This is a genomic window from Azospirillum agricola (assembly GCF_017876095.1).
In the GTDB taxonomy this organism is placed as follows: Bacteria; Pseudomonadota; Alphaproteobacteria; order Azospirillales; family Azospirillaceae; genus Azospirillum; species Azospirillum agricola.
This window is the reverse complement of the sequence record NZ_JAGINM010000008.1, coordinates 198,138-218,969: the sequence shown is the minus strand read 5'-3', so window position 1 is coordinate 218,969 and position 20,832 is coordinate 198,138. Positions and strand designations below refer to the sequence as shown.

At 69.0% G+C, this 20,832-nt stretch carries 21 protein-coding genes; 6 read left to right on the top strand and 15 right to left on the bottom strand.

Features of this window, described 5'->3' with window-relative positions; genetic code table 11:
- Window positions 1–29: 29 nt before the first annotated feature.
- Window positions 30–734 carry an SDR family oxidoreductase gene (locus tag J2847_RS14355; RefSeq protein WP_209779698.1) on the bottom strand — a complete coding sequence of 235 codons (705 nt, stop codon included), beginning with the start codon at window positions 732–734 and terminating at the stop codon, window positions 30–32.
- A 177-nt stretch (window positions 735–911) separates the two neighbouring features.
- Window positions 912–1,640 (bottom strand): FadR/GntR family transcriptional regulator, encoded by a 729-nt coding sequence (locus tag J2847_RS14350; RefSeq protein WP_209779611.1) that lies wholly within the window; start codon window positions 1,638–1,640, stop codon window positions 912–914.
- Between the two features lie 262 nt (window positions 1,641–1,902).
- Here J2847_RS14350 and J2847_RS14345 point away from each other — a divergent pair, with 262 nt between their 5' ends.
- A complete protein-coding gene (locus J2847_RS14345) occupies window positions 1,903–3,363 on the top strand; it encodes an NAD-dependent succinate-semialdehyde dehydrogenase (RefSeq protein ID WP_209779610.1) in 1,461 nt (486 codons plus the stop codon).
- 34 nt (window positions 3,364–3,397) lie between these two features.
- Window positions 3,398–4,309 carry a 5-dehydro-4-deoxyglucarate dehydratase gene (gene kdgD / locus J2847_RS14340; protein ID WP_209779609.1) on the top strand — a complete coding sequence of 304 codons (912 nt, stop codon included), beginning with the start codon at window positions 3,398–3,400 and terminating at the stop codon, window positions 4,307–4,309.
- 48 nt (window positions 4,310–4,357) lie between these two features.
- On the opposite strand, the gene J2847_RS14335 is transcribed toward kdgD, so the two are convergent.
- Window positions 4,358–6,562 carry a methyl-accepting chemotaxis protein gene (locus J2847_RS14335; RefSeq protein ID WP_233474518.1) on the bottom strand — a complete coding sequence of 735 codons (2,205 nt, stop codon included), beginning with the start codon at window positions 6,560–6,562 and terminating at the stop codon, window positions 4,358–4,360.
- 563 nt (window positions 6,563–7,125) lie between these two features.
- Here J2847_RS14335 and J2847_RS14330 point away from each other — a divergent pair.
- The 4 genes from J2847_RS14330 to J2847_RS14315 all read left to right on the top strand — a co-directional run bounded on the left by J2847_RS14330 (window position 7,126) and on the right by J2847_RS14315 (window position 10,470).
- Window positions 7,126–8,121 carry a TRAP transporter substrate-binding protein gene (locus J2847_RS14330; RefSeq protein ID WP_209779608.1) on the top strand — a complete coding sequence of 332 codons (996 nt, stop codon included), beginning with the start codon at window positions 7,126–7,128 and terminating at the stop codon, window positions 8,119–8,121.
- 80 nt (window positions 8,122–8,201) lie between these two features.
- Window positions 8,202–8,741: a TRAP transporter small permease gene (locus tag J2847_RS14325; RefSeq protein ID WP_209779607.1), complete on the top strand. Its 540-nt coding sequence runs from the start codon at window positions 8,202–8,204 to the stop codon at window positions 8,739–8,741.
- On the top strand, window positions 8,732–10,015 hold the full coding sequence (locus J2847_RS14320) for a TRAP transporter large permease (RefSeq protein ID WP_209779606.1): 1,284 nt from the start codon (window positions 8,732–8,734) through the stop codon (window positions 10,013–10,015). The genes J2847_RS14325 and J2847_RS14320 overlap by 10 nt, the downstream gene beginning before the upstream one ends.
- A 122-nt stretch (window positions 10,016–10,137) precedes the next feature.
- The gene (locus tag J2847_RS14315; RefSeq protein ID WP_209779605.1) at window positions 10,138–10,470 is read left to right on the top strand and encodes a cupin domain-containing protein; all 333 of its coding nucleotides are present in this window, start codon (window positions 10,138–10,140) and stop codon (window positions 10,468–10,470) included.
- Window positions 10,471–10,628: 158 nt separating this feature from the next.
- Here the strand turns inward: J2847_RS14315 and J2847_RS14310 are convergent, their stop codons facing one another.
- The 12 genes from J2847_RS14310 to kduI form a co-directional block, all read right to left on the bottom strand.
- Window positions 10,629–11,345 (bottom strand): FadR/GntR family transcriptional regulator, encoded by a 717-nt coding sequence (locus J2847_RS14310; RefSeq protein ID WP_209779604.1) that lies wholly within the window; start codon window positions 11,343–11,345, stop codon window positions 10,629–10,631.
- 162 nt (window positions 11,346–11,507) lie between these two features.
- Window positions 11,508–12,263: a GntR family transcriptional regulator gene (locus J2847_RS14305; RefSeq protein ID WP_209779603.1), complete on the bottom strand. Its 756-nt coding sequence runs from the start codon at window positions 12,261–12,263 to the stop codon at window positions 11,508–11,510.
- Window positions 12,263–13,189: a sugar kinase gene (locus J2847_RS14300; RefSeq protein ID WP_209779602.1), complete on the bottom strand. Its 927-nt coding sequence runs from the start codon at window positions 13,187–13,189 to the stop codon at window positions 12,263–12,265. The genes J2847_RS14305 and J2847_RS14300 overlap by 1 nt, the downstream gene beginning before the upstream one ends.
- A 4-nt stretch (window positions 13,190–13,193) precedes the next feature.
- Entirely contained in the window at window positions 13,194–14,135 is a 942-nt protein-coding gene (locus J2847_RS14295; RefSeq protein WP_209779601.1) for a 2-hydroxyacid dehydrogenase, read from the bottom strand.
- 16 nt (window positions 14,136–14,151) lie between these two features.
- Window positions 14,152–14,994: a fumarylacetoacetate hydrolase family protein gene (locus tag J2847_RS14290; protein ID WP_209779600.1), complete on the bottom strand. Its 843-nt coding sequence runs from the start codon at window positions 14,992–14,994 to the stop codon at window positions 14,152–14,154.
- 46 nt (window positions 14,995–15,040) lie between these two features.
- Window positions 15,041–15,781: an SDR family oxidoreductase gene (locus J2847_RS14285; protein ID WP_209779599.1), complete on the bottom strand. Its 741-nt coding sequence runs from the start codon at window positions 15,779–15,781 to the stop codon at window positions 15,041–15,043.
- A gap of 162 nt (window positions 15,782–15,943) precedes the next feature.
- Window positions 15,944–16,747, bottom strand: a complete 804-nt coding sequence (locus J2847_RS14280; RefSeq protein WP_209779598.1) for a transporter substrate-binding domain-containing protein — start codon at window positions 16,745–16,747, stop codon at window positions 15,944–15,946.
- 55 nt (window positions 16,748–16,802) lie between these two features.
- Window positions 16,803–17,531: an amino acid ABC transporter ATP-binding protein gene (locus J2847_RS14275; RefSeq protein WP_209779597.1), complete on the bottom strand. Its 729-nt coding sequence runs from the start codon at window positions 17,529–17,531 to the stop codon at window positions 16,803–16,805.
- Entirely contained in the window at window positions 17,506–18,168 is a 663-nt protein-coding gene (locus tag J2847_RS14270) for an amino acid ABC transporter permease (protein ID WP_085552872.1), read from the bottom strand. Before J2847_RS14270 ends, J2847_RS14275 begins: the two co-directional genes overlap by 26 nt.
- Before the next feature lie 47 nt (window positions 18,169–18,215).
- Window positions 18,216–18,899 carry an amino acid ABC transporter permease gene (locus J2847_RS14265; RefSeq protein ID WP_085552873.1) on the bottom strand — a complete coding sequence of 228 codons (684 nt, stop codon included), beginning with the start codon at window positions 18,897–18,899 and terminating at the stop codon, window positions 18,216–18,218.
- 136 nt (window positions 18,900–19,035) lie between these two features.
- Entirely contained in the window at window positions 19,036–19,800 is a 765-nt protein-coding gene (gene kduD / locus J2847_RS14260; protein WP_209779596.1) for a 2-dehydro-3-deoxy-D-gluconate 5-dehydrogenase KduD, read from the bottom strand.
- Window positions 19,797–20,633, bottom strand: a complete 837-nt coding sequence (gene kduI / locus J2847_RS14255) for a 5-dehydro-4-deoxy-D-glucuronate isomerase (protein ID WP_209779595.1) — start codon at window positions 20,631–20,633, stop codon at window positions 19,797–19,799. The genes kduD and kduI overlap by 4 nt, the downstream gene beginning before the upstream one ends.
- Window positions 20,634–20,832 lie beyond the last annotated feature (199 nt).

Here is a 20,832-nt window from a genome sequence, read left to right as displayed (position 1 = left end):
ACGGTGGTGCAGCCTTTCCGGGCGGCCCCTCAGACCGAGCGGGTGATGCCGCCATCGACGCGGATGTTCTGGCCGGTGATGTAGCCGGCGCCGGACGAGGCCAGGAAGGCGATGGTCGCGGCGACCTCCTCGCTCTTGCCATAGCGCTGCATCGGGATGCGCTGGCGGCGTTCCTCGGTCTCCGGCAGGCTGTCGATGAAACCGGGCAGCACGTTGTTCATGCGCACGTTGTCGGCCGCGTACTTGTCGGCGAACAGCTTGGTGTAGGAGGCGAGCCCCGCCCGGAACACGCCCGAGGTCGGGAACAGCGGGTCGGGCTCGAAGGCGGCGAAGGTGGAGATGTTGATGATCACCCCGCCCCGTTGCCCGATCATGATCGGCGCCACCAGCCGGGTCGGCCGGATCACGTTCATCAGATAGACGTCGAGGCCGGTGTGCCAGTCCTCGTCCGACAGGTCGAGGATCGGCGCGCGGGGACCATGACCGGCGCTGTTCACCAGGACGTCGATGCGCCCCCAGCGCTCCATCGCCAGATCGACCAGACGCTTGAGGTCGTCGTTGGAGCGGTTCGACCCGGTGACGCCGACGCCGCCGAGTTCCCGCGCGAGCGCCTCGCCCTTGCCCGACGACGACAGGATCGCCACGCGGAAGCCATCCGCCGCCAGCCGGCGCGCCGCGTCGGCGCCCATGCCGCTGCCGCCCGCCGTCACCAGGGCCACCTTCTCCGGCGTCACGCCTTCCATCGACATCCCGAAACCCTCCCGAAACCGTTGAAGCGGGCACGAAACCTTGCCGTGGCCGCTGTTCACACGGTTACGATAGGGGCGGGGCGACACCCGCTCAAACCAGATTTTCGATCCCGATTCATTAGAAAAAATAGGGCGTGAACGATCCCGCGGGCGCCGCCGTCCTCACCCCGGCCCGCCGTTGGCCTCCCAATAGCCGCGCAGGCGCTCGCGGCTGCCGGTCAGGTGCAGGCGCATGGCGGCGCGCGCGGCGTCGGAGTCGCGGCGGACGATGGCGTCGAACAGGCCCCAATGCTCGTCGTTGATGCGGCGCAGATAGGCGTCGCGGGGCTCCGCGGCGAGGCGGAAGGTCTGCACATGGGTGCGCGGGATCAGCACCGAGCCGAGATACTGGAACAGCTCCAACATGTAGCGGTTGCCGGTCGCCTCGGCGATGGCGCGGTGGAAGTCGAGATCGTGCGACACCGCGTCCTCCCCCGCCTCGACCGCCGCCGCGATGCGCTCCAGGGCGGCGCGCATGGCGGCGATGTGGCTGTCCTTGCGGCGCTGGGCGGCGAGCGCCGCCGCCTCCGTCTCGATGCCGATGCGCAACTCCAGCACCGACATCACCTCGTAGATCACGCCGAGGTCGGCCTCGTCGATGCGGAAGGGCGGCACCGGCGCCGGCTCAGGGACCTGCACGAAGGCGCCGACCCCCTGGCGGGTCGCCACCAGCCCGCCGGCCTTCAAATTGGAGATCGCCTCGCGCACCACGGTGCGGCTGACGCCGAAGGATTCGATCAGCTCCTGCTCGCTCGGCAGCTTGGCGCCGGGCGGAAACTCGCCGCCCTCGATCCGCGCCCGCAGCGCGGTCACCAGTTGGGAGGTCAGGGTTTCCCGCCGCTGCAAGCTCATCTCTCCAACCCTTCCCGTCCCATGGTTCCGTCCCGGTTCCTGGTATCACTTGTCATGTCAAGTTACAAGAATGACCGCTGACAGGGCGCATGATAGGCGCAATCAAGGGCCTGCTTGTATGACGACACGATGTCGTGTAACGCTGTGTCCATCCGAGCCTCGGCAGCCCGACGCCCCAACCCGGTCACGGTCGCTGCGCAAAACCAAGAGGCCGGGCAGGCCCGCCCGACCCGTGGGCCGTTCCAGCTTGGGAGAGCGCGTCATGGCCCATCATGCCTACGGGGATCCGGCTTTCTTCATCGACGGCGACTGGCTGGCGCCGCCCGACGCGGCCCGCGCGCCGGTCCTCAACCCGGCGACCGGCGAGACGCTGGCGCGGGTGCCGCTGGCGACCGCCGCCGACCTGGACGCGGCGCTGGACTCGGCCCGCCAGGGCTTCCAGGTGTGGCGCCGGGTGCCGGCCTACGACCGCGCCAGGCTGCTGCGCCGCGCCGCCGAGCTGATCCGCGAGCGGCTGGAGCACATCGCGCTGGTCCTGACCCTGGAGCAGGGCAAGCCGCTGGTCGAGGCGCGGGCCGAGGTGAACGGCTCCGCCGACATGTTCGAATGGTTCGCCGACGAGGGGCGCCGCGCCTGCGGCCGGGTCATTCCGGCCCGCCAGCGCGGCGGCCGGCTGACCGCGCTCCGCGAACCGGTCGGCCCGGTCGCCGCCTTCACGCCGTGGAACTTTCCGGCGATCACGCCCGCCCGCAAGATCGCCGCCGCGCTCGCCGCCGGCTGCTCCTGCATCCTCAAGCCCGCCGAGGAGACGCCGGCCACCGCGCTGGAGCTGGCCCGCGCGCTCGACGACGCCGGCCTGCCGCTCGGCGTGCTGAACGTCGTGTTCGGCGAGCCGGCCGAGGTGGCGGAGCGGCTGATCCGCTCGCCGGTCGTCCGCAAGGTGTCCTTCACCGGCTCAGCCGCCGTCGGCGCCCGCATCGCCGGGCTGGCGGCGGAGGGCGTCAAGCCGGTCATCATGGAGCTGGGCGGCCACGCCCCCGTGGTGGTCTGCGAGGACGTCGACGCCGAGGCGGTGGCCGCCCTGTCGGTCGCCGCCAAGTTCCGCAACGCCGGCCAGATCTGCATCTCCCCCACCCGCTTCCTGGTCCATGAGACGGTGTTCGACCGCTTCGTCGCCCGCTTCGCCGAGGGCGCCCGCGCGCTGGCCGTCGGCGACGGGCGCGACCCGGCCGTGCAGGTCGGGCCGCTCGCCAACCGCCGCCGGATCGACGCCATGGAGCATCTGATCGGCGACGCCCGCGACCACGGCGCCCGCCTCGTCGCGGGCGGGAACCGCATTCCCGGCCCCGGCCTGTTCTTCCAGCCGACCCTGCTGGCCGACGTGCCGGTCGAGGCCGCCGCCATGTCCGTCGAGCCCTTCGGCCCGCTGGCCCTCGTCAACCGCGTCTCCAGCCTCGACGAGGCGCTGCGGGAGGCCAACCGCCTGCCCCAGGGCCTCGCCGCCTACGCCTTCACCCGCTCCGCCCGCCGGGCCGCCGACCTGTCGGACGGGCTGGAAAGCGGGCTGGTCGGGCTGAACAGCTACGGCATCGCCTTCGCCGAGGCCCCCTTCGGCGGCGTGAAGGAGAGCGGGTACGGCAGCGAGGGCGGCGCGGAAGGGCTGGACGCCTATCTCGTCACCAAGACCGTCGCCGAACTTCCCCCCGAGCTTCCCGTGGAGTGAGCCGGCGCGCCATCCCCGAAAGGTCCCTTTCCCCATGGAGCCGCAAGCCCTCAAGGCCGCGCTGTCGTCCGGCCTGTTGTCCTTTCCCGTGACCGATTTCACCGCCGACGGCGCCTTCGACGCCGGCGGCTACGCCCGCCGGCTGGAATGGCTGGCCCCCTATGGCGCCAGCGCCCTGTTCGCCGCCGGCGGCACCGGGGAATTCTTCTCGCTGACGCCGGGCGAGTACGGCGACGTCGTCGGCACGGCGGTTTCCGCCAGCAACGGGCAGGTGCCGATCATCGCCGGCACCGGCTACGGCACCCGGCTGGCGGTGGAGCTGGCGCGCAAGGCCGAGGATCTCGGCGCCGCCGGCCTGCTGGTGCTGCCGCATTATCTGACCGAGGCCGACGAGGAGGGGGTGTCGCGCCATGTCGAGGCGATCTGCAACGCCGTCGGCGTCGGGGTGATCGTCTACAACCGGGGGGTCTGCCGGCTGGGGCCGGATTCGCTGGTGCGGCTGGCCGACCGCTGTCCGAACCTCATCGGCTTCAAGGACGGCATCGGCGACCTGGAGCTGATGATCCGCATCCGCCGCCGCATGGGCGAGCGTTTCTGCTATCTCGGCGGCCTGCCGACGGCCGAGTTCTTCGCCAGCGCCTACAACGCCATCGGCGTCCCGGTCTATTCGTCGGCGGTCTTCAACTTCATCCCGCGCACGGCGCTGGAGTTCTACCGCGCGGTGATCGCGCGGGACGACGCGACGGTGAACCGGCTTCTGGAGGGATTCTTCGTGCCCTACGCGGCGATCCGCAGCCGGCGCCCCGGCTACGCGGTCAGCATCGTCAAGGCCGGCGCCCGTCTGGTCGGCCGCGACGCCGGCCCGGTGCGCACCCCGCTGGTCGATTGCAGCGCGGAGGAACGCGCGGTGCTGGCCGAGCTGATCGAAAAGCTGGGGCCTCAATAAAACAAAAGCCCCTCTCCCGCGAGGCGAGAGGGGGCTTTCGAAACACCGTCAGGCCGACCGCACCTGCTTGAGGAAGCGGTCGATCTGCTGGAGCAGGTGCGAGGTTTCGCTCGACACTTGCCCCGCGACCGACAGGACGTCCTGCGCCGACTGGCCGGTCTGGCCGGCGGCGGTGCGCACCAAGCCGATGTTCTCCGACGCCTGCGCCGTGCCGCCCGCCGCCTGCTGGACGTTGCGGGCGATCTCCGACGTCGCCGCCCCCTGCTCCTCCACCGCCGCGGCGATGCCGGTGGCGATGTCGTTCAGGCGGGCGATGGTGGCGCCGATGGTGCGGATCGCCTCCACCGCCTCGCCGGTCGCCTGCTGCATGGCGCCGATCTGGCTGGCGATCTGGTCGGTCGCCTTGGCCGTCTGGCTGGCGAGCTGCTTCACCTCGCTGGCCACCACGGCGAAGCCCTTGCCGGCCTCCCCGGCGCGGGCCGCCTCGATCGTCGCGTTCAGCGCCAGCAGGTTGGTCTGGCCGGCGATGTCGGTGATCAGGTCGAGCACCGCGCCGATCCGCGCGGCCGCCCCGTTCAGCTCGCGCATGGTGGCGTCGGTGCGCTCGGCGTCGCGCGCCGCCTGGCCCGCGATGGTCGCCGATTCGGTGACCTGACGCGAGATCTCGGTGATCGACAGCGACAGCTCGTGCGCCGCCGAGGCGGCGCTGTCGACGTTGCTCGACGCCTGTTCCGCCGCCGCCGCCGCGCTGCCGGCCTGCCGCGAGGTGTCCTCGGCCGTCTCGACCATGGTCGAGGCGGTCTGGTGCATCTGGGTCGCGGCGGCGGACACGTTCTCCACCACCATCTTCACGCCGCTCTCGAACTGGTCGGCGATGTTCAGCATGGCTTGGCGGCGTTCGCCGGCCGCCTTGACGCGGTCCTGCTCGGCCTGGAGGCGGGTTTCCTCCATCTCGCGCGCGGTGTCGCGGAAGACGCGGAGTGCCGCCCCCATCTCGGCGATCTCGTCGTGCCCGTCGAGCGCGATGTCGGCGTCGAGGTCGCCGGACGCGATGCGGCCCATGCCGGTCTTCAGCGCCATCAGCCGCTGCACCACGCTGCGCCCGACATAGAGCCAGACCACCAGGATCGACACGACGATGCTGACGACGCTGACGGCGATCTGGGTCAGGCGGCTGTTGTCGAGCATCCGCCCGGTGGCGGCGCTGGCGGCGGCGATGCCGCTCTCCTGACGCTGCACCATCGCGGCGATGCCGGCGGCCATGGTCTCGGCCAGAGCGTGGTTGCCCTCCAGCAGCTTGCGCGACTGCTCCAGGATCTCCAGCTCCTTGCGCCGCGCCTCGATCAGCGCGTCGTCGCCGAGCGCCGTGGCCCGCAGGATCGCGGTCTGGGCGGTGGCGACCTCGCCCAGCCGGTCGGGCAGCTGGGTCGCCGCCCCCTCCAGATTGGCGAGGATCAGGCCGAGCCGGGTCTCGATGATGGTCAGCCGCTGCTCGTCGGTGACGCCGACGGCCTCCAGCAGCATGTTGCGGGCGCTGGCGGCCTCCTCGATCACCGAGGCCAGCGGCTTGGCCCGCTTCGCCACGTCGACCAGCACCGCGGCGGCGTTGCGCAGCTCCTCGGGCTTGGCGCCCGGATTGGCCAGCGTCTCGCGCGCCTCCTGCTCCTCGTTGAACAGGACGGTGCGCCAGGGGGCGGTGAATTTCTGGAGCTGGGCGTCGGCCTCCAGAATCTTGGGCAGCAGCGTGGCGCGGCGCTGGGCCCGGGTCACCCGCTCGCCGGCCGCCGCGTCGAGCTGGACGAGGTTGCCGAGCAGGTCCTTCGACGCCGCCTCGATGGTGGCGAGCTGGTCGCCGCCGGCACCGGCGGCGCGCAGCCGGTCGAGCCGGGCGGCGAACTCCTCCTTGGCGTGGCGGATGCGGACGGAGACCTCCTCGCGGCCCTTCGGGTCGGCGGCGGAGGACAGCGCCGGGGCCAGCGCCACCAGACGTTCGGCCTGCTGGGCGACGGCCATGCCCTCCTTCATGGCGGGAACGGCCTGTCCGACGATGACGTCGATGGTGGTCCGCACGTTGGCGTAGCCGGACAACGCCACCGCCGCCGCGATCAGGGTGCCGGACAGCACGACGCCGATGGCGATCATCAGCTTGCCGCGCAGGCCCGAATACCAGTGCGTCACCACCCCGCCGCCCATTCCGGAGCCACCGGCGGTCCCGCGATGCCGGGGCGCGGTGTTCGCCGCATTGTATGACATCTCTTCCTCCCCAAAGCCTGTGCGGCGGCCCTTTCCGGGTCTCGTCGCACAAAGTCATCTTACCACTTGACCACTTGAACGCAACGCGACTAGAGTGACCTTCAGCAAGGCAAACCAACCGAAGTCCCAACAAAAGCAGCGTGCGTGGCGCCCAAGGACATGTCCCCGGAATCGGGGACCGCCATCATGCGACCCATCATCGTTCGATACAGGTGTTCGCTAGGCGGCGGTCATGAACTTGGGTCGACAATCCCCGCACCGGGACATGAAAGCCGAGAAAAGCCTAAGAAATAAATAAGGAGTATCCACAATCCGTCCGCCCAAATTCCGGATACCGGGAAGAAGGATTGGGAAATGCCCAGACGGGTGCCCGATCGAGCCCGTACGGATGCGGATGGGTTGCATGGGTTTCCATTCTGAATTGTGATTTTGTCATTTCTCAAAGCTCACCGGATCGGGATCCGCAGCGGAAATCCGCGACGACCGCCCCTTCCGGCGCACGACGAGACGCGACCGCGACCGCCCCGCCGAGGGCCGCGCGAACAAAAACGGAGGAGACGTTGATGCCCGGGTTGTTTCGTTCACTGGCCGTCGCCGCGGCCCTGACCTTCGGCGCCACGGTCGCGCTGGCCGTCGGCCAGACCGCGCAGGCGCGTGATTTCCGTTCCGCCGACATCCACCCGGCCGACTACCCGACCGTCGAGGCGGTCAAGCAGATGGGCAAGACCCTGGCCGAGCAGACCGGCGGCAAGCTCGGCATCCGGGTCTTCCCCTCGGGCGCGCTCGGCACCGAGAAGGACACCATCGAGCAGCTCAAGCTCGGCGGTCTCGACATGATGCGCATCAACGTCGGCGCGCTGAACAGCGTGGTGCCGGAGACCATCGTCACCGTGCTGCCCTTCATCTTCCGCGACACCCAGCACATGCGCACGGTGCTCGACGGCCCGATCGGCGACGACATCCTGAAGTCGATGGAGGCCCAGGGTCTGGTCGGCCTCGCCTTCTACGACAGCGGCTCGCGCTCCTTCTACACGGTGAAGAAGCCGATCACCTCGCTGGCCGACTTCAAGGGCCTGAAGATCCGCGTGCAGCCGTCGGAGCTGTTCGTCGGCATGATGACCGCGCTGGGCGCCAACGCCACCCCGATGCCCTACGGCGAGGTCTACACCGCGCTGAAGACCGGCATCGTCGACGGCGCCGAGAACAACTGGCCGAGCTACGAATCCTCCCGCCACTTCGAGGCGGCGAAATACTACAGCCTGACCGAGCATTCGCTGGCCCCCGAGGTCGTCGTCTTCTCCAAGGTCATCTGGGACCGGCTGTCGAAGGACGACCAGGCGCTGATCCGCAAGGCGGCCAAGGAGTCGGTGCCCTTCATGCGCAAGCTGTGGGACGAGCGCGAGATCAAGTCGCGCAAGATGGTCGAGGACGGCGGCGCCCAGATCACGCAGATCGCCAACAAGCAGGAGCTGATCGACGCGATGAAGCCGGTCTACGCCAAGTTCGCCGACACGCCGGCGCTCCAGGGCCTCGTCAAGCGGATCCAGGACACGAAGTGATCCGATCGCGCGGGGAACCGGCGGACGGGCCTTCGCTGGGCGGCCCGCCGGCTCCCGCGCCGGACTCCATCGGAGCAACCATGATGCAAGACTGCTTGGTGGAAGACGGCGTCCGGGCCCAGCCCCGGAGGCTTCTGACACAGCTCAACATATTGCTGGCGCGGGCCAGCACGGTGATCGCGGTCGTCGGGCTGCTGTCCATCGTCGGAATCGTCTTCTACGAGGTCGTCGGGCGCTACGTCTTCAACCAGACCCCGACCTGGGCGGAAAGCCTGGCGCTGGTGCTGGTGCTCTACGTCACGCTGCTGGGCGCGGCGGTCGCCGTGCGCGACGCCGGACACATCGGCATGGACTCGATCCTCGTCCTGCTGCCGCTGCATGTGCAGCGCTGGTTCGAGATCCTGATCCATCTGCTGGTCGCCTTCTTCGGCGCCGCCATGGCCTACAACGGCTGGGTGCTGGGGATGTCGGTCGCCCATTACCTGATTCCCAACCTCGGCCTGCCGGAAATCGCGCGCTACATCCCGCTGTCGGTGTCCGGCGTGCTGATCGTGCTGTTCTCGGTCGAGCACACGCTCGCCCTCCTGCGTCATGAAGAGGTCGAGCCGACATGGAACTGATCGTCCTTGCCGTATCCTTTTTCGGGCTGCTGATCCTCGGCGTGCCGGTCGCCTTCGCCATCGGCCTGTCGTCGCTCTTCACGATCATGTACGAAGGGCTGCCCTACGCCGTCATCTTCCAGCAGATGACGTCGGGCATGAACATCTTCTCCTTCCTCGCCATCCCCTTCTTCGTCTTCTCGGGCGAGCTGATGCTGCACGGCGGCATCGCCGACAAGATCGTGACGCTGGCCCGCAACATGGTCGGCCACATCCGCGGCGGTCTCGGCATGGCGAACGTCGTCGCCTGCACGCTGTTCGGCGGCGTCTCCGGCTCGCCGGTGGCCGACGTGTCGGCCATGGGGTCGGTGATGATCCCGATGATGAAGCGCGAGGGCTACCACACCGACTACGCCGTCAACGTGACGACGCACGCGGCGCTGGTCGGCGCGCTGATGCCGACCAGCCACAATCTGATCCTCTATTCGCTGGCGGCGGGCGGCAAGGTGTCGATCGGCTCGCTGATCGCCGCCGGGCTGATGCCGGTGGTGGTGATGACCGCCTGCATGCTGGCTGCGGCCTATTTCGTGGCGGTCAGGCGCGGCTACCCGGCCGGCCGCTTCCCCGGTTGGCCGGAGGTCCTGGGCTCTTTCCTGCACGCCCTGCCCGGCCTGTTCGTCGTCGCCATCATCCTCGGCGGCATCCTGCTCGGCATCTTCACGGCGACGGAGGGCGCCTCGGTCGCGGTGGTCTACTCGCTGCTGCTGACGGTCTTCGCCTACCGGACGCTGTCCTGGGAGAAGTTCGTCTACGCCACGATGAAGGCGGTCAAGACCACCGGCGTGGTGCTGCTGCTGATCGGCGTGTCGACCATGTTCCAGTACCTGATGGCCCTCTACAGCGTCGCCGACCTGACCGGCGAGATGATGGCCAACCTGTCCTCCAACCCGCTGGTCATCTTCCTGATGATCAACATCATCCTGTTCGTGCTGGGCACCTTCATGGACATGGCGAGCACGATCCTGATCTGCACGCCGATCTTCCTGCCCATCGCCCAGGCCTACGGCATGGACCCGGTGCAGTTCGGCATGGTGATGCTGATCAACTGCGCGCTGGGCCTGAACACCCCGCCGGTCGGCACCACCCAGTTCGTCGGCTGCGCCATCGGCGGCATCTCGGTGGGCGAGGTGATGAAGACCATCCTGCCCTTCTACGCGGCGCTGATCCTGGCGCTGGGCCTGGTGACCTACGTGCCCGGCTTCTCCATGTGGCTGCCGCATCTGCTGATCAACTGAGCGCGCTCGGGCGATGCCGGGGGTTCACCCTCCCCCGGAGCGTTCCTTCCCCAGGCCCGGCCCATCCCCCCGATGAGCCGGGCTTTTCTTTCCCTCATCTTCTTGTTCGAAGGACATCCGCGATGAAGATTCTGGCCGACGCGGCGCAAGAGACGCCGGTCATCACCCCCGAGGGCGCCGAGCGCCGCCTGCTGAGCCACGGCGCCGGCCTGATGCTGGTGGAGTTCACCTTCAAGCCCGGCACCGTCGCCCCGATGCACAGCCACCCGCACGAGCAGGTCGGCTACATCGTCTCGGGCGCCCTGGAGCTGACGATGGACGGGCACGGCACCCGGCGTCTGGGCGCCGGCGCCAGCTATTACGTGCCGCCCGGCACGATGCACGGCGTGACGATCCTGGAGCCGACCGTGCTGGTTGACGCCTTCACGCCGGTGCGCGAGGATTTCCTGCCCTGAGCCGGCTAAGAGCGCCGAACAGACTTCCGTTTTCGCCATCGGTGCCCAATGGAACCGTCATCCCCGCGAAGGCGGGGATGACGAGGCGAGAGACGACTCAAGCTTCTGTTAGGCGCTCTTATAGCCTCCCTCTCCCGTCCCGGGAGAGGGCTTATGTCTCACACGTCCTGCTGCTGGTCGGTGATCCGCTGGCGGGCGCGGTTGATGTGGTAGCGCATGGCGAGGTTGGCCGCCTCGGCGTCGCCCATGGCGATGGCCTCGTAGATCCGGCCATGCTCGTCGAGCACGCGGCGGCTGCGCTCGGCCGAGCCCTGCGCGGTGATGTTCAGCGCCACCGCCATGGAGTTCTCGACGGCGCCGTGCAGCGTCTCCAGGATCGAGACGAACAGGTCGTTGCAGCTCGCCTCGGCGACCGCGCGATGGAAGGCGAAATCGGCGGCGCTGGCCGACGTGCGCGTCTCGAAGGCGCGGGCGAGCTCGTCGAGCGCCGCCTTGATCTGGGCGAGTTGCTCCGGCGTCCGCCGCTTGGCGGCCAGCGCCGCCGCCTCGCCCTCCAGCGGCACGCGCAGCTCGTAGCAGCGCAGCATCCCGGCGACGTCCGACGCGCTGCCCAGCGCGATCAGCCCCTGCGGCGGGCGGCGCTGCACGTAGGTTCCCGAGCCCTGGCGGGCGACGACCAGACCGTCGGCCTGGAGCAGCATCATGGCTTCCCGCACCACCGGGCGCGAGACCTCGAACATCAGGCAAAGCTCCTTTTCGGACGGGAGCTTGTCCCCCTCCTTCAAGGTCCCGGAGACGATCTGCTCCAGTATCTGTCCGTAGAGCTGGTCGCCCAGGCGTTCCTTGCGCTTGGGCTGCAACTTCAAGCCGGCCATCGTCGCCCTTCCTCACACCCAAATCCCGCGCGGAATCCTGCGCGCTCCAAAGATCATGTTAGCAGACAAGTTAACATATAGGAACGCGGAAACGCCGAAGGGCGGGCGTCCCGAAGGCCGCCCGCCCGATCAAGCCAGAACCTTGCCGAAGAATGAAGCGTTTTATGAAGCGGGTGGCGGCACCCGATCGTCGATGAAGCTGTCGGGCTCCTCGACGCGGTAGGCGTCGATGTCCTCGCGCAGCTTCTCCAGGTGATGCTTGATCGCCCGCGCCGCCGCGTCCGGATCGTGGGCGGCGATGGCGGCGACCACCGCCGCGTGCTCGGCGACCACCCGGTCCATGCGGCCGGGTTCCGGCAGGGTCAGCCGGCGGTAGCGGTCGATCTGCACCTTGACCTGCTGGATCATCGCCCACACACCCGGCAACCCGGCGACCTCCGACAGGGCGGCGTGGAAATCCTCGTCGGCGAAATGGAAGCCCTCGCGGTCGCCGGCCGCCGCCATGGCGCGCTGGCGCTCGATCAGGGTGGCGAGGTGCCCGGCCTGTTCCGGCGTGGCGCGCTGGGCGGCGTGGCGGACGCTGGCCTCCTCCAGCGCCGAGCGGATGATAATGGTCTCCGGCAAATCGGACAGCGGGATGCGGGCGACGAAGGTGCCGGATTGCGGAAACACCTCGACCAGCCGTTCCGAGGCGAGCTTCAGCATCGCCTCGCGCACCGGGGTGCGGCTGACGCCGTGGGCCTGGGCCAGATCCTTCTCGCTGATCGGCTCGCCCGGCTTGCGGTGCAGGCTGACGATCTCGGCGCGGAGCTGCTGGTAGACCTGCTGCGCCGCCGTGGTGCCGCGCTCGCGCAGCGCCGCCGCCGGTTTGGGCGCCCGGCGCCGCGCCGGGGCGGGTGCGTTGCCGGGCGCGTCCATCACAGGCTTCCCTTCAGGCCGGCGGTGGCCTCGGCCGGGACGATGGCGCCGGGATGGCCGATGACGATGCCGGCCAGCCGGTGGCCGAGCCGCGCCGCCTCGGCGATGCCCTGGCCCGCCTGACGCGCGGCGAGGTAGCCGGCGCAGAAGCTGTCGCCGGCCGCCGTGGTGTCGACGACCCGCTCGACCTTCGTCGTCGGCACGGCCTCGACCGCCCCGCCCTGCTCCCAGACCAGGCAGTCGTCGCCGCCGCGCTTCACCACCACCTCGGTGGCGCCGGCGGCGCGCCAGCGGGCGACGATCGCCTCCGCCGGCTCGTCGCCATGGAGCAGCGCCTCGTCCTCGACGCCCGACAGCACGATGTCGACCCGGCCGGCCAACGCCTCGTAGGCGGCGCGCGCCACCTCAAGGGTGGGCCAGCCGCGCGGCCGCAGGTTGGTGTCGAAGGCGACCCTGGCCCCGGCGGCGCGCGCCGTGTCGAGCGCGTCGTAGAGCCTCGCCCGCCCCTCCTCGCCGTAGAGCGACAGCGAGATGCCGGACAGCATCAGCAGGCCGTAGTCCGGCAGCGCCTCGACCAGCGGCCGGGCGTCGGGGTGGGTGAACAGCTCGCGCGCCGGCGCACGGTCGCGCCAGTAGAAGAAGGAGCGCTCGCCCTTGTCGTCGGTCTCGATGGCGTAGAGGCCGGGCAGCCGGCCGGGCAGCCGGACGACGCGGCCGGTGCCGATGCCCTCCGCCGCCCAGGCCGCCAGCATGTCGGCGCTGTAATGGTCGTCGCCGAGCAGCGTCACGTAATCGACCGGCACGCCGAGCCGCGCCAGATACAGCGCGCAGTTCAGCGTGTCGCCGCCGAAGCCGAAGCGGGCGGGACCGAAGCCGCTGCTGCGCAGCTCCAGCATGCATTCCCCGATGGCCGCGATGCGTTTCATGATCTCAGACTTCCTTGGCGGCGGAATGGGGGACGGCGAAATGCGCCAGCAGATTGTCGCGCATGACGTGGCCCATGCGCGCCCGCGTCTCGGTGGTGGCGCTGCCGACATGGGGCAGCAGCACGATGTCCGGGTGGCCGACCAGTTCCGGGCGCGGGTTCGGCTCGTTGCGGCAGACGTCGAGCCCGGCCCCGGCGAGGGCGCCGTCGGCCAGCGCCGCCAGCAGCGCGTCCTCGTCCACCACGCTGCCGCGCGAGACGTTGACGACCACGCCATCGGGCCCGAGGGCGCGCAGCACCGTCGCGTCGATCAGGTTCAGCGTCGCCGGCCCGCCGGGGCAGCAGACGGCGAGGATGTCGGAATTGGCCGCCAGCTCCTCGGCCGTCGCATAATAAGCGTGGGCCACGCCCGGCTTGGGCTTGCGGTTGTGGTAGGCGATCGACAGGCCGAACGCCGCCGCCCGCGCCGCAATGGCCTCGCCGATGTGGCCGAGCCCGACGATGCCGAGGCGCTTCCCCTTCAGGCCGCGCGACAGCGGGAACGGCCCCTTGGCCCAGTTCCCCTCCAGCACATGGCGCTGCGCCGCGGCGAAGCGGCGGACACTCATCAGCATCAGGGCGATGGCTGTGTCCGCCACCTCCTCGTCGAGCGCGGCCGAGCTGTTGGCGACCACCAGCCCGCGCCGCTTCGCCGCGTCGAGGTCGATGTTGTCGATCCCGGCGCTGTAGGAGGAAATGATCTCCAGATTGGGCAACGCCTCCAGCAGCGCCGCGTCCACCCTGGCCGGCTCGCGGCTGGCCATTCCACGGATGCGCGGCGCCAGATCCGCGAATCCGGGGGAGCCGATGACCTCGGGTCCGTGCAGGGTGAAGTGCCGTGCCAGATCCTCGGCCACGCCGGGCGGCATGGTCGCGGAGAGCAGGATGTCGATGCCCGATCGGTTCATTCCATCAACCTTGAAATCAGCCTTGGATCACGTTTTGGCGCTGGGTGCCCAGCCCCTCGATGCCCAAGGTAACGACATCGCCGGCCTTCAGGTAGACCTGCGGCTTCTGCCCCAGCCCGACGCCCGGCGGCGTGCCGGTGGAGATGATGTCGCCCGGTTGCAGCGACATGAACTGCGACAGGTAGGACACGAGGTAACGCACCCCATAGACCATGGTGGCGGTGCTGCCGTTCTGGTAGCGGTGGCCGTTGACCTCCAGCCACATCGGCAGCGCCTGCGGATCCTCGACCTCGTCCGGGGTCACCAGCCAGGGGCCGGTCGGGCCGAAGGTGTCGGCCGACTTGCCCTTGGTCCACTGGCCCTGGCGCTCGGCCTGGAAGGCGCGCTCGGACACGTCGTTGATCACGCAATAGCCGGCGACATGGTCCATCGCCTCGGCTTCCGAGACGTATTTGGCGGTCTTGCCGATGACGACGCCCAGCTCGACCTCCCAGTCGGTCTTCTCCGAGCCGCGCGGGATTTCGATGTCGTCGTTGGGGCCGACGATGGCGCTGGTCGCCTTCATGAAGATGATCGGCTCCGGCGGCACGGTGGCGCCGGTCTCCGCCGCGTGGTCGGAGTAGTTCAGGCCGATGCAGATCATCTTGCCGGTGCCGGCGACGCAGGGGCCGAGGCGCGGATCGCCCTCCACCAGCGGCAGCGAGGCCGGGTCGATGGCCTTCAGCCGGGCGATGCCGTCGGGCAGCAGCACGGTGCCGGCGATGTCGGCGACATGACCGGACAGGTCGCGGATGCGGCCCTCGGAATCGAGGAGGCCCGGCTTTTCCTGGCCCGGCGGGCCGTAGCGAAGCAGCTTCATGGAGGGTGTCCCGTGGTGTGTCGTGGTGTCGTCGGGCGGTAGGGCGTCAGGCGGTCCAGCCGCCGTCGATCACATGGATGGCGCCGGTCGTGTAGGCCGCCGCGTCGGAGGCAAGATAGACGACCAGCTCGGCGATTTCCTCCGGCTTTCCGAAGCGGCCGACCGGCTGGCGGGCGATGAAGGCGGCGCGGGTCGCGTCATAGTCGCCCTGGGCGCGCAGCCGCTCCTCCAGCGAGGGGGATTCGACGGTGCCGGGGCAGATGGCGTTGCAGCGGACGCCGCGCGCCACCGTGTCGGCGGCGACCGACTTGGTCAGGCCGATGACGGCGGCCTTGGTGACGCTGTAGGCGAAGCGGTTGGGCACCGCCTTCACGCTCGACGACACCGAGGACATGTTGATGATCGAGCCGCGTCCGCGCTCCAGCATGCCGGGCAGCACGGCGCGGATCATGCGGTGCATCGACTTGACGTTCAGGTCGAAGCTGAAATCGAGCGCCTGCTCGTCGCAGTCGAGGATGGTGCCGCTGTGGACGAAGCCGGCGCAATTGAACAGCGCGTCGACCGTCCCGATGGCGGCCACCGTCCCGGCGACGGCGGCGCCGTCCAGCACGTCGAGCCGGCGGATGGTGATGCCGGGGATTCCGGCGAGGTCGGCGAGGCGTTCCTCATTGATGTCGAGCGCCCAGACCTGCGCGCCCTCGCGGGCGAAGGCTTCCGCCGCGGCGCGGCCGATGCCCTGGGCTGCGGCGGTGACGATGGCGGTCTTGCCGTGGAGTCTTCCGGGCATGTGGTTCGGTCCTGTGATTTGCATGCCCTCTCCCGCCCCGGGAGAGGGAAGGGACCCATGCGCAGCATGGGGAGGGTGAGGGGCTATCGGGCGTGGTACGAAATCCATGTCCCTATAGCCCCTCACCCTTCCCGCTCCCGGGGCGGGAGAGGGAGAAAAACCTTACTGACGGGTCAGCAGGTCCTGCGGCAGGTCGCGGTCGTGGAAGGCGGAGAAGATGGCGTTCATCTTGCCGTTCTGGAAGTTGGTCTTGATCCAGTTGTTGACCCACTCCTTCAGCCGGTCCTCGCCCTGCGGCAGGGCGATGCCGAGGTTCAGCTCCTGCTGAACGAACTTCACCTTCAGCGGGCTCTGCGGGCGCTTCTCGTTCATCGCGGCCAGCACGGCGGTCTGGGTCGAGACGATGTCGAGCTGGCCCGACACGGCGGCGGTGATCAGCGTCGCGTCATCCTCGAAGCGCACGACCTCGGCGCCCTTGGCGCCCTTGGTCACCATGCTGTCGTTCACGGTGGCGCGGGTCAGGCCGATCTTCTTGCCGTTCAGGTCGTCGTAGCCCTTGATGGCGTTGTCCTGCGTGCCCGCCACGATGATGTCGAGCGTCGCGTAGGGGATGGTGAAGTCCACCACCTTCTTGCGTTCCGGCGTGATCGCCAGGGTGGCGATCAGCAGGTCGGCCTTGCGGGTCTGGATGGTCGGCACGCGGGCGGCGTTGGTGATCTCGACCAGCTCCAGCTCGACGCCCATGTCCTTGGCGAGCAGCCGCGCGGTCTCGACGTCGGAGCCGGTCGCCTTGACGTCCTTGTCGACGAAGGCGAAGAGCGGGATGCCCATGGCGACGGCGATGCGGATCTTCTTCGCCTTCATGATGTCGTCGAGCTGGTCGGCCTGCGCCGTCACCGGCGCGGCGGCGAGCCACAGGGCGGCGACGGCGGCGGTCGCGGTGGAGAGAAGCGTCTTGATGCGCATGGACCGGTTTCCTCCTAGGGGTTCTTTGCTGGGTTGTTCTTTGAAAAACGGACCGTCACAGGCCGTTCGAGATGAAGTCGCGCAGCTCCGGCGTCTTGGGGTCGGCCAGCATGTCGCCGGGGCCGGTCTCCCACACCTTGCCCTGGTGCATGAAGATCACCCGGTTGGCGACGCGGCGGGCGAAGGCCATCTCGTGCGTCACCACCACCATGGTCATGCCGCCGCGGGCCAGCGTCTCCATGACGCGCAGCACCTCGCCGGTGAGCTGGGGGTCGAGCGCCGAGGTCACCTCGTCGAACAGCATCACCTTGGGCTGCATGGCGAGCGAGCGGGCGATGGCGACGCGCTGCTGCTGGCCGCCGGAAAGCTGTTCGGGGTAGGCGTCGATCTTCTCGGCCAGCCCGACCCGCTGGAGCGATTCCAGCGCCAGCGCGCGGGCGTCGCGGTTCGCCAGCTTCTTCACCCGGCGCGGCGCCAGCGTGATGTTCTCCTCCACCGTCAGGTGCGGGAACAGGTTGTAGCTCTGGAACACCATGCCGACGTCCTGGCGCAGCGCGCGCAGGTCGACGGCCTCGTTGTCGATGCGGTGGCCGCAGACCTCCAGCGTGCCGGACTGGATGGTCTCCAGCCGGTTGATGCAGCGCAGCGCCGTGCTCTTGCCGGAGCCGCTGCGGCCGATGATGGCGACGACCTCGCCCTTGGCGATCTCGAAGGACACCCCCTTCAGCACCTCGACGCTGCCGAAGGATTTGTGGATGTCATGCAGCTTGACGACGGCCGACATTGAGCTTCCTCTCAAGCGAACGGCTCCAGCGCGACAGCGGGTAGCACAGGGCGAAGTACAGGACGCCCGCGATCCCGAAGACGAGGAACGGCGTGAACAGCGAGTTGTTGACGACCTGCGCGGCGCGGGTCAGCTCGACGAAGCCGACGACCGAGGCGAGCGAGGTGCTTTTCATCACCTGGACCAGGAAGCCCACGGTGGGTGGCGTGGCGATGCGCGCCGCCTGCGGCAGGATGACGTCGACCAGCGTCTGCCAGCGGGTCAGCGCCAGGCACTCCGACGCCTCCCACTGGGTGCGCGGCACCGCCTCGACGCAGCCGCGCCAGATCTCGCCGAGGAAGGCGCTGGAATAGACCATCAGCGACACGCCGGCCGCCAGCAGCGGCGGCAGTTCGATGCCGACGACGCCGAGGCCGAAATAGACGACGAACAGCACGATCAGCAGCGGCGTGCCCTGGATGAGCTGGACATAGACGAAGGAGATCTGCCGCAGGAGGCGCGTGCGCGCCGTGCGCATCAGCATCACGCCGAAGCCGGCGACGCCGCCGAGCGCGAAGGCCAGCGCGGACAGCACGACCGTCCACATCATGCCCTGCAACAGGTAGATCAGGTGGTTGACGGTGAAGGACCCGCCCATGGTGTTTTCTCCCTTCCGGCCTTGCGTTCGCGGCCTTGATTCCAGCCTTACAGCGGCGTGCCGAGCCGGCGACGGCGCGGGAAGATGGCCTGTCCGAACAGGTGGAAGGCGAATTTCAGCATCATCGCCATGCCGAAGTAGAGAACCGCGACGACGATGAAGGTCTCGAAGGAGCGGAAGCTCTCGGACTGCACCGAGTTGGCGACGCCGGTCAGTTCCTCCGCCGAGATCTGCGAGGTGACGGACGAGGACAGCATCATCAGCACGAACTGGCCGCTGAGCGACGGGTAGACCCGCTCCAGCGACGGGCGCAGGATGACGTCCCAGTAGATCTGCGGGGTCGAGAGGCCCAGCGCCTCCGCCGCCTCGATCTGGCCGGGATGGATGGTGTCCATGCCGGCGCGCACGATCTCGGCGGTGTAGGCGCCGACGTTGAAGACCATGGTCAGCACGGCGGCGGCGAAGATCGGCAGCTTCAGCCCGGCGCTCGCCAGACCGAAGAAGATGAAGAAGATCTGGATCAGGTACGGCGTGTTGCGCACGATCTCGACATAGGCGCCGCACAGCGTCGCCAGCCATTTGCGCTTGCCGCGCCGGCCGATGGCGCAAAGGACGCCGATGACGAGGCCGAACACGCAGGCGATGACCGTCATCTCCAGCGTCATCAGCGCGCCGCGCAGGAACTCGGGCCAGTACTCCTGGAGACTGGCGAAGTCGAAGTTGTATTTCATGAAGGCGCCTCCCGACTGACCCGGCTTTGCGCCGGTTGTTCTGTCATCAACGCGTGGGTCCTTGCGGACACCGCTTTTACTCTGGCCCTCCTAAAGCCCCTCTCCCGGGAGAAGGGCTTTGCGTGCATGCCCCGCCTCAGCGCGCCAGCCAGCCGCCGTCGACCGGCAGCACGATGCCGTGCACGTAATCCGCCGCCGCCGAGGCCAGGAACACCGCCGCGCCGCCCAGCTCCTTGGGCTGGCCCCAATGGCCGGCCGGGATGCGGGCGAGGATGTCGGCGCTGCGCTTGGGATCGGCGCGCAGGGCGGACGTGTTGTTGGTGTCGAAGTAGCCCGGCGCGATGGCGTTGACGTTGATGCCCTTGCCGGCCCATTCGCAGGCGAGCAGCCGGGTCAGCCCGGCCAGCCCGCTCTTGCTGGCGGTGTAGGAGGGGATGCGGATCCCGCCCTGGAAGGACAGCATCGACGCGATGTTGATGATCTTGCCGCCGCGCCCCTCGTCGATCATGGCGCGGCCGACCGCCTGGGTCAGGAAGAAGGTCGTCTTCAGATTGACGTCCATCACCGCGTCCCAGTCGGCCTCCGTGAAGTCCACGGCGTCGGCCCGGCGGATGATGCCGGCGTTGTTGACCAGGATGTCGATCCTGGTCCCGTCGGCGGTCGCCTGCTCCATCAGCGGCGCCACCGCCGCCACGCTCGACAGGTCGGCGCGGATCTCGCGGAAGGGCGCGCCGGTCTCGCCGACCAGGGCCGACGTCTCGGTCATCGCCGAGCGGCCGACCGCGACGATGCCGGCCCCGGCCTCGGCGAGAGCGACCGCGATCGCCTGCCCCAGCCCGGTGTTGGCGCCGGTGACCATCGCTGTCTTGCCGGTCAGGTCGAAGAGGGGATGGGGGCTCATCGCAGGGTCTCCATCGGGATCCAGTCCATGTCGGTGTAATCGACGTTGTCGCCGCCCATGCCCCAGATGAAGGCGTAGTTGCTGGTGCCGACGCCGGAATGGATCGACCAGCTCGGCGAGATCACCACCTCGTCGCTCTTCATCACGATGTGGCGGGTCTCGGTCGGCTCGCCCATCAGGTGGAAGACGCGGGCGTTCTCGGCGAGGTCGAAGTAGAAATACACCTCGCAGCGGCGGCCGTGGCTGTGGACCGGCATGGTGTTCCACATGTTGCCCGGCTCCAGCTGGGTCAGGCCCATGACGAGCTGGCTGGTCTCGCAGACGCCCGGCAGGATGTACTGGTGGATGACCCGCTTGTTGGAGGTCGCGATGTCGCCGAGCGCCATCGACCTGGCCTGCGCCTGGGTGATGACGCGGGTCTCGTAGCGGGCGTGGGCCGGCGTGCTCATCAGGTAGAACTTGGCCGGGCTGTCCGGATCGGCGCTCTCGAAGCGGACGTCGACGCTGTCCTTGGCGATGTAGATGGCGTCGCGGTTGCCCAGGTCATAGGTCGTGCCGTCGACCACCACGCGGCCGGGCGCGCCGATGTTGAAGACGCCCAACTCGCGGCGCGCCAGGAAGGTCGGCGAGCCGATCTCCTTCGGCGCGGTCAGCGCCACCGCTTCGGTCGTCGGCAGGACGCCGCCCACCACCACCCGGTCGACGGTGCTGTAGGTCAGCACGATCTCGTTCGGCTGGAAGATGTCCTCCAGCAGGAAATGGCGGCGCAACGTGTCCGTGTCGTAGCGCTTCGCGTCGTCCGGATGCGGTGCGTAGCGGAGGTCGATCTTCATGCTGTCTCCCTGGGGCCGTCGTCCGGCTCATCGTCCCGCCCGTCCGGCCGAGGCGCCCGGAAGCGCGGCCGGGGCGGTCGCCTTGATTCTCGCGCTGGGTGCGCCGTGTCTCGGACCATCAGTAGGATATACTAGTATATCAGTCAAGCGGGATTCTGCGGGGCCAACGAACGGTCTGTAGCTTGGCTTCATCGGTGGA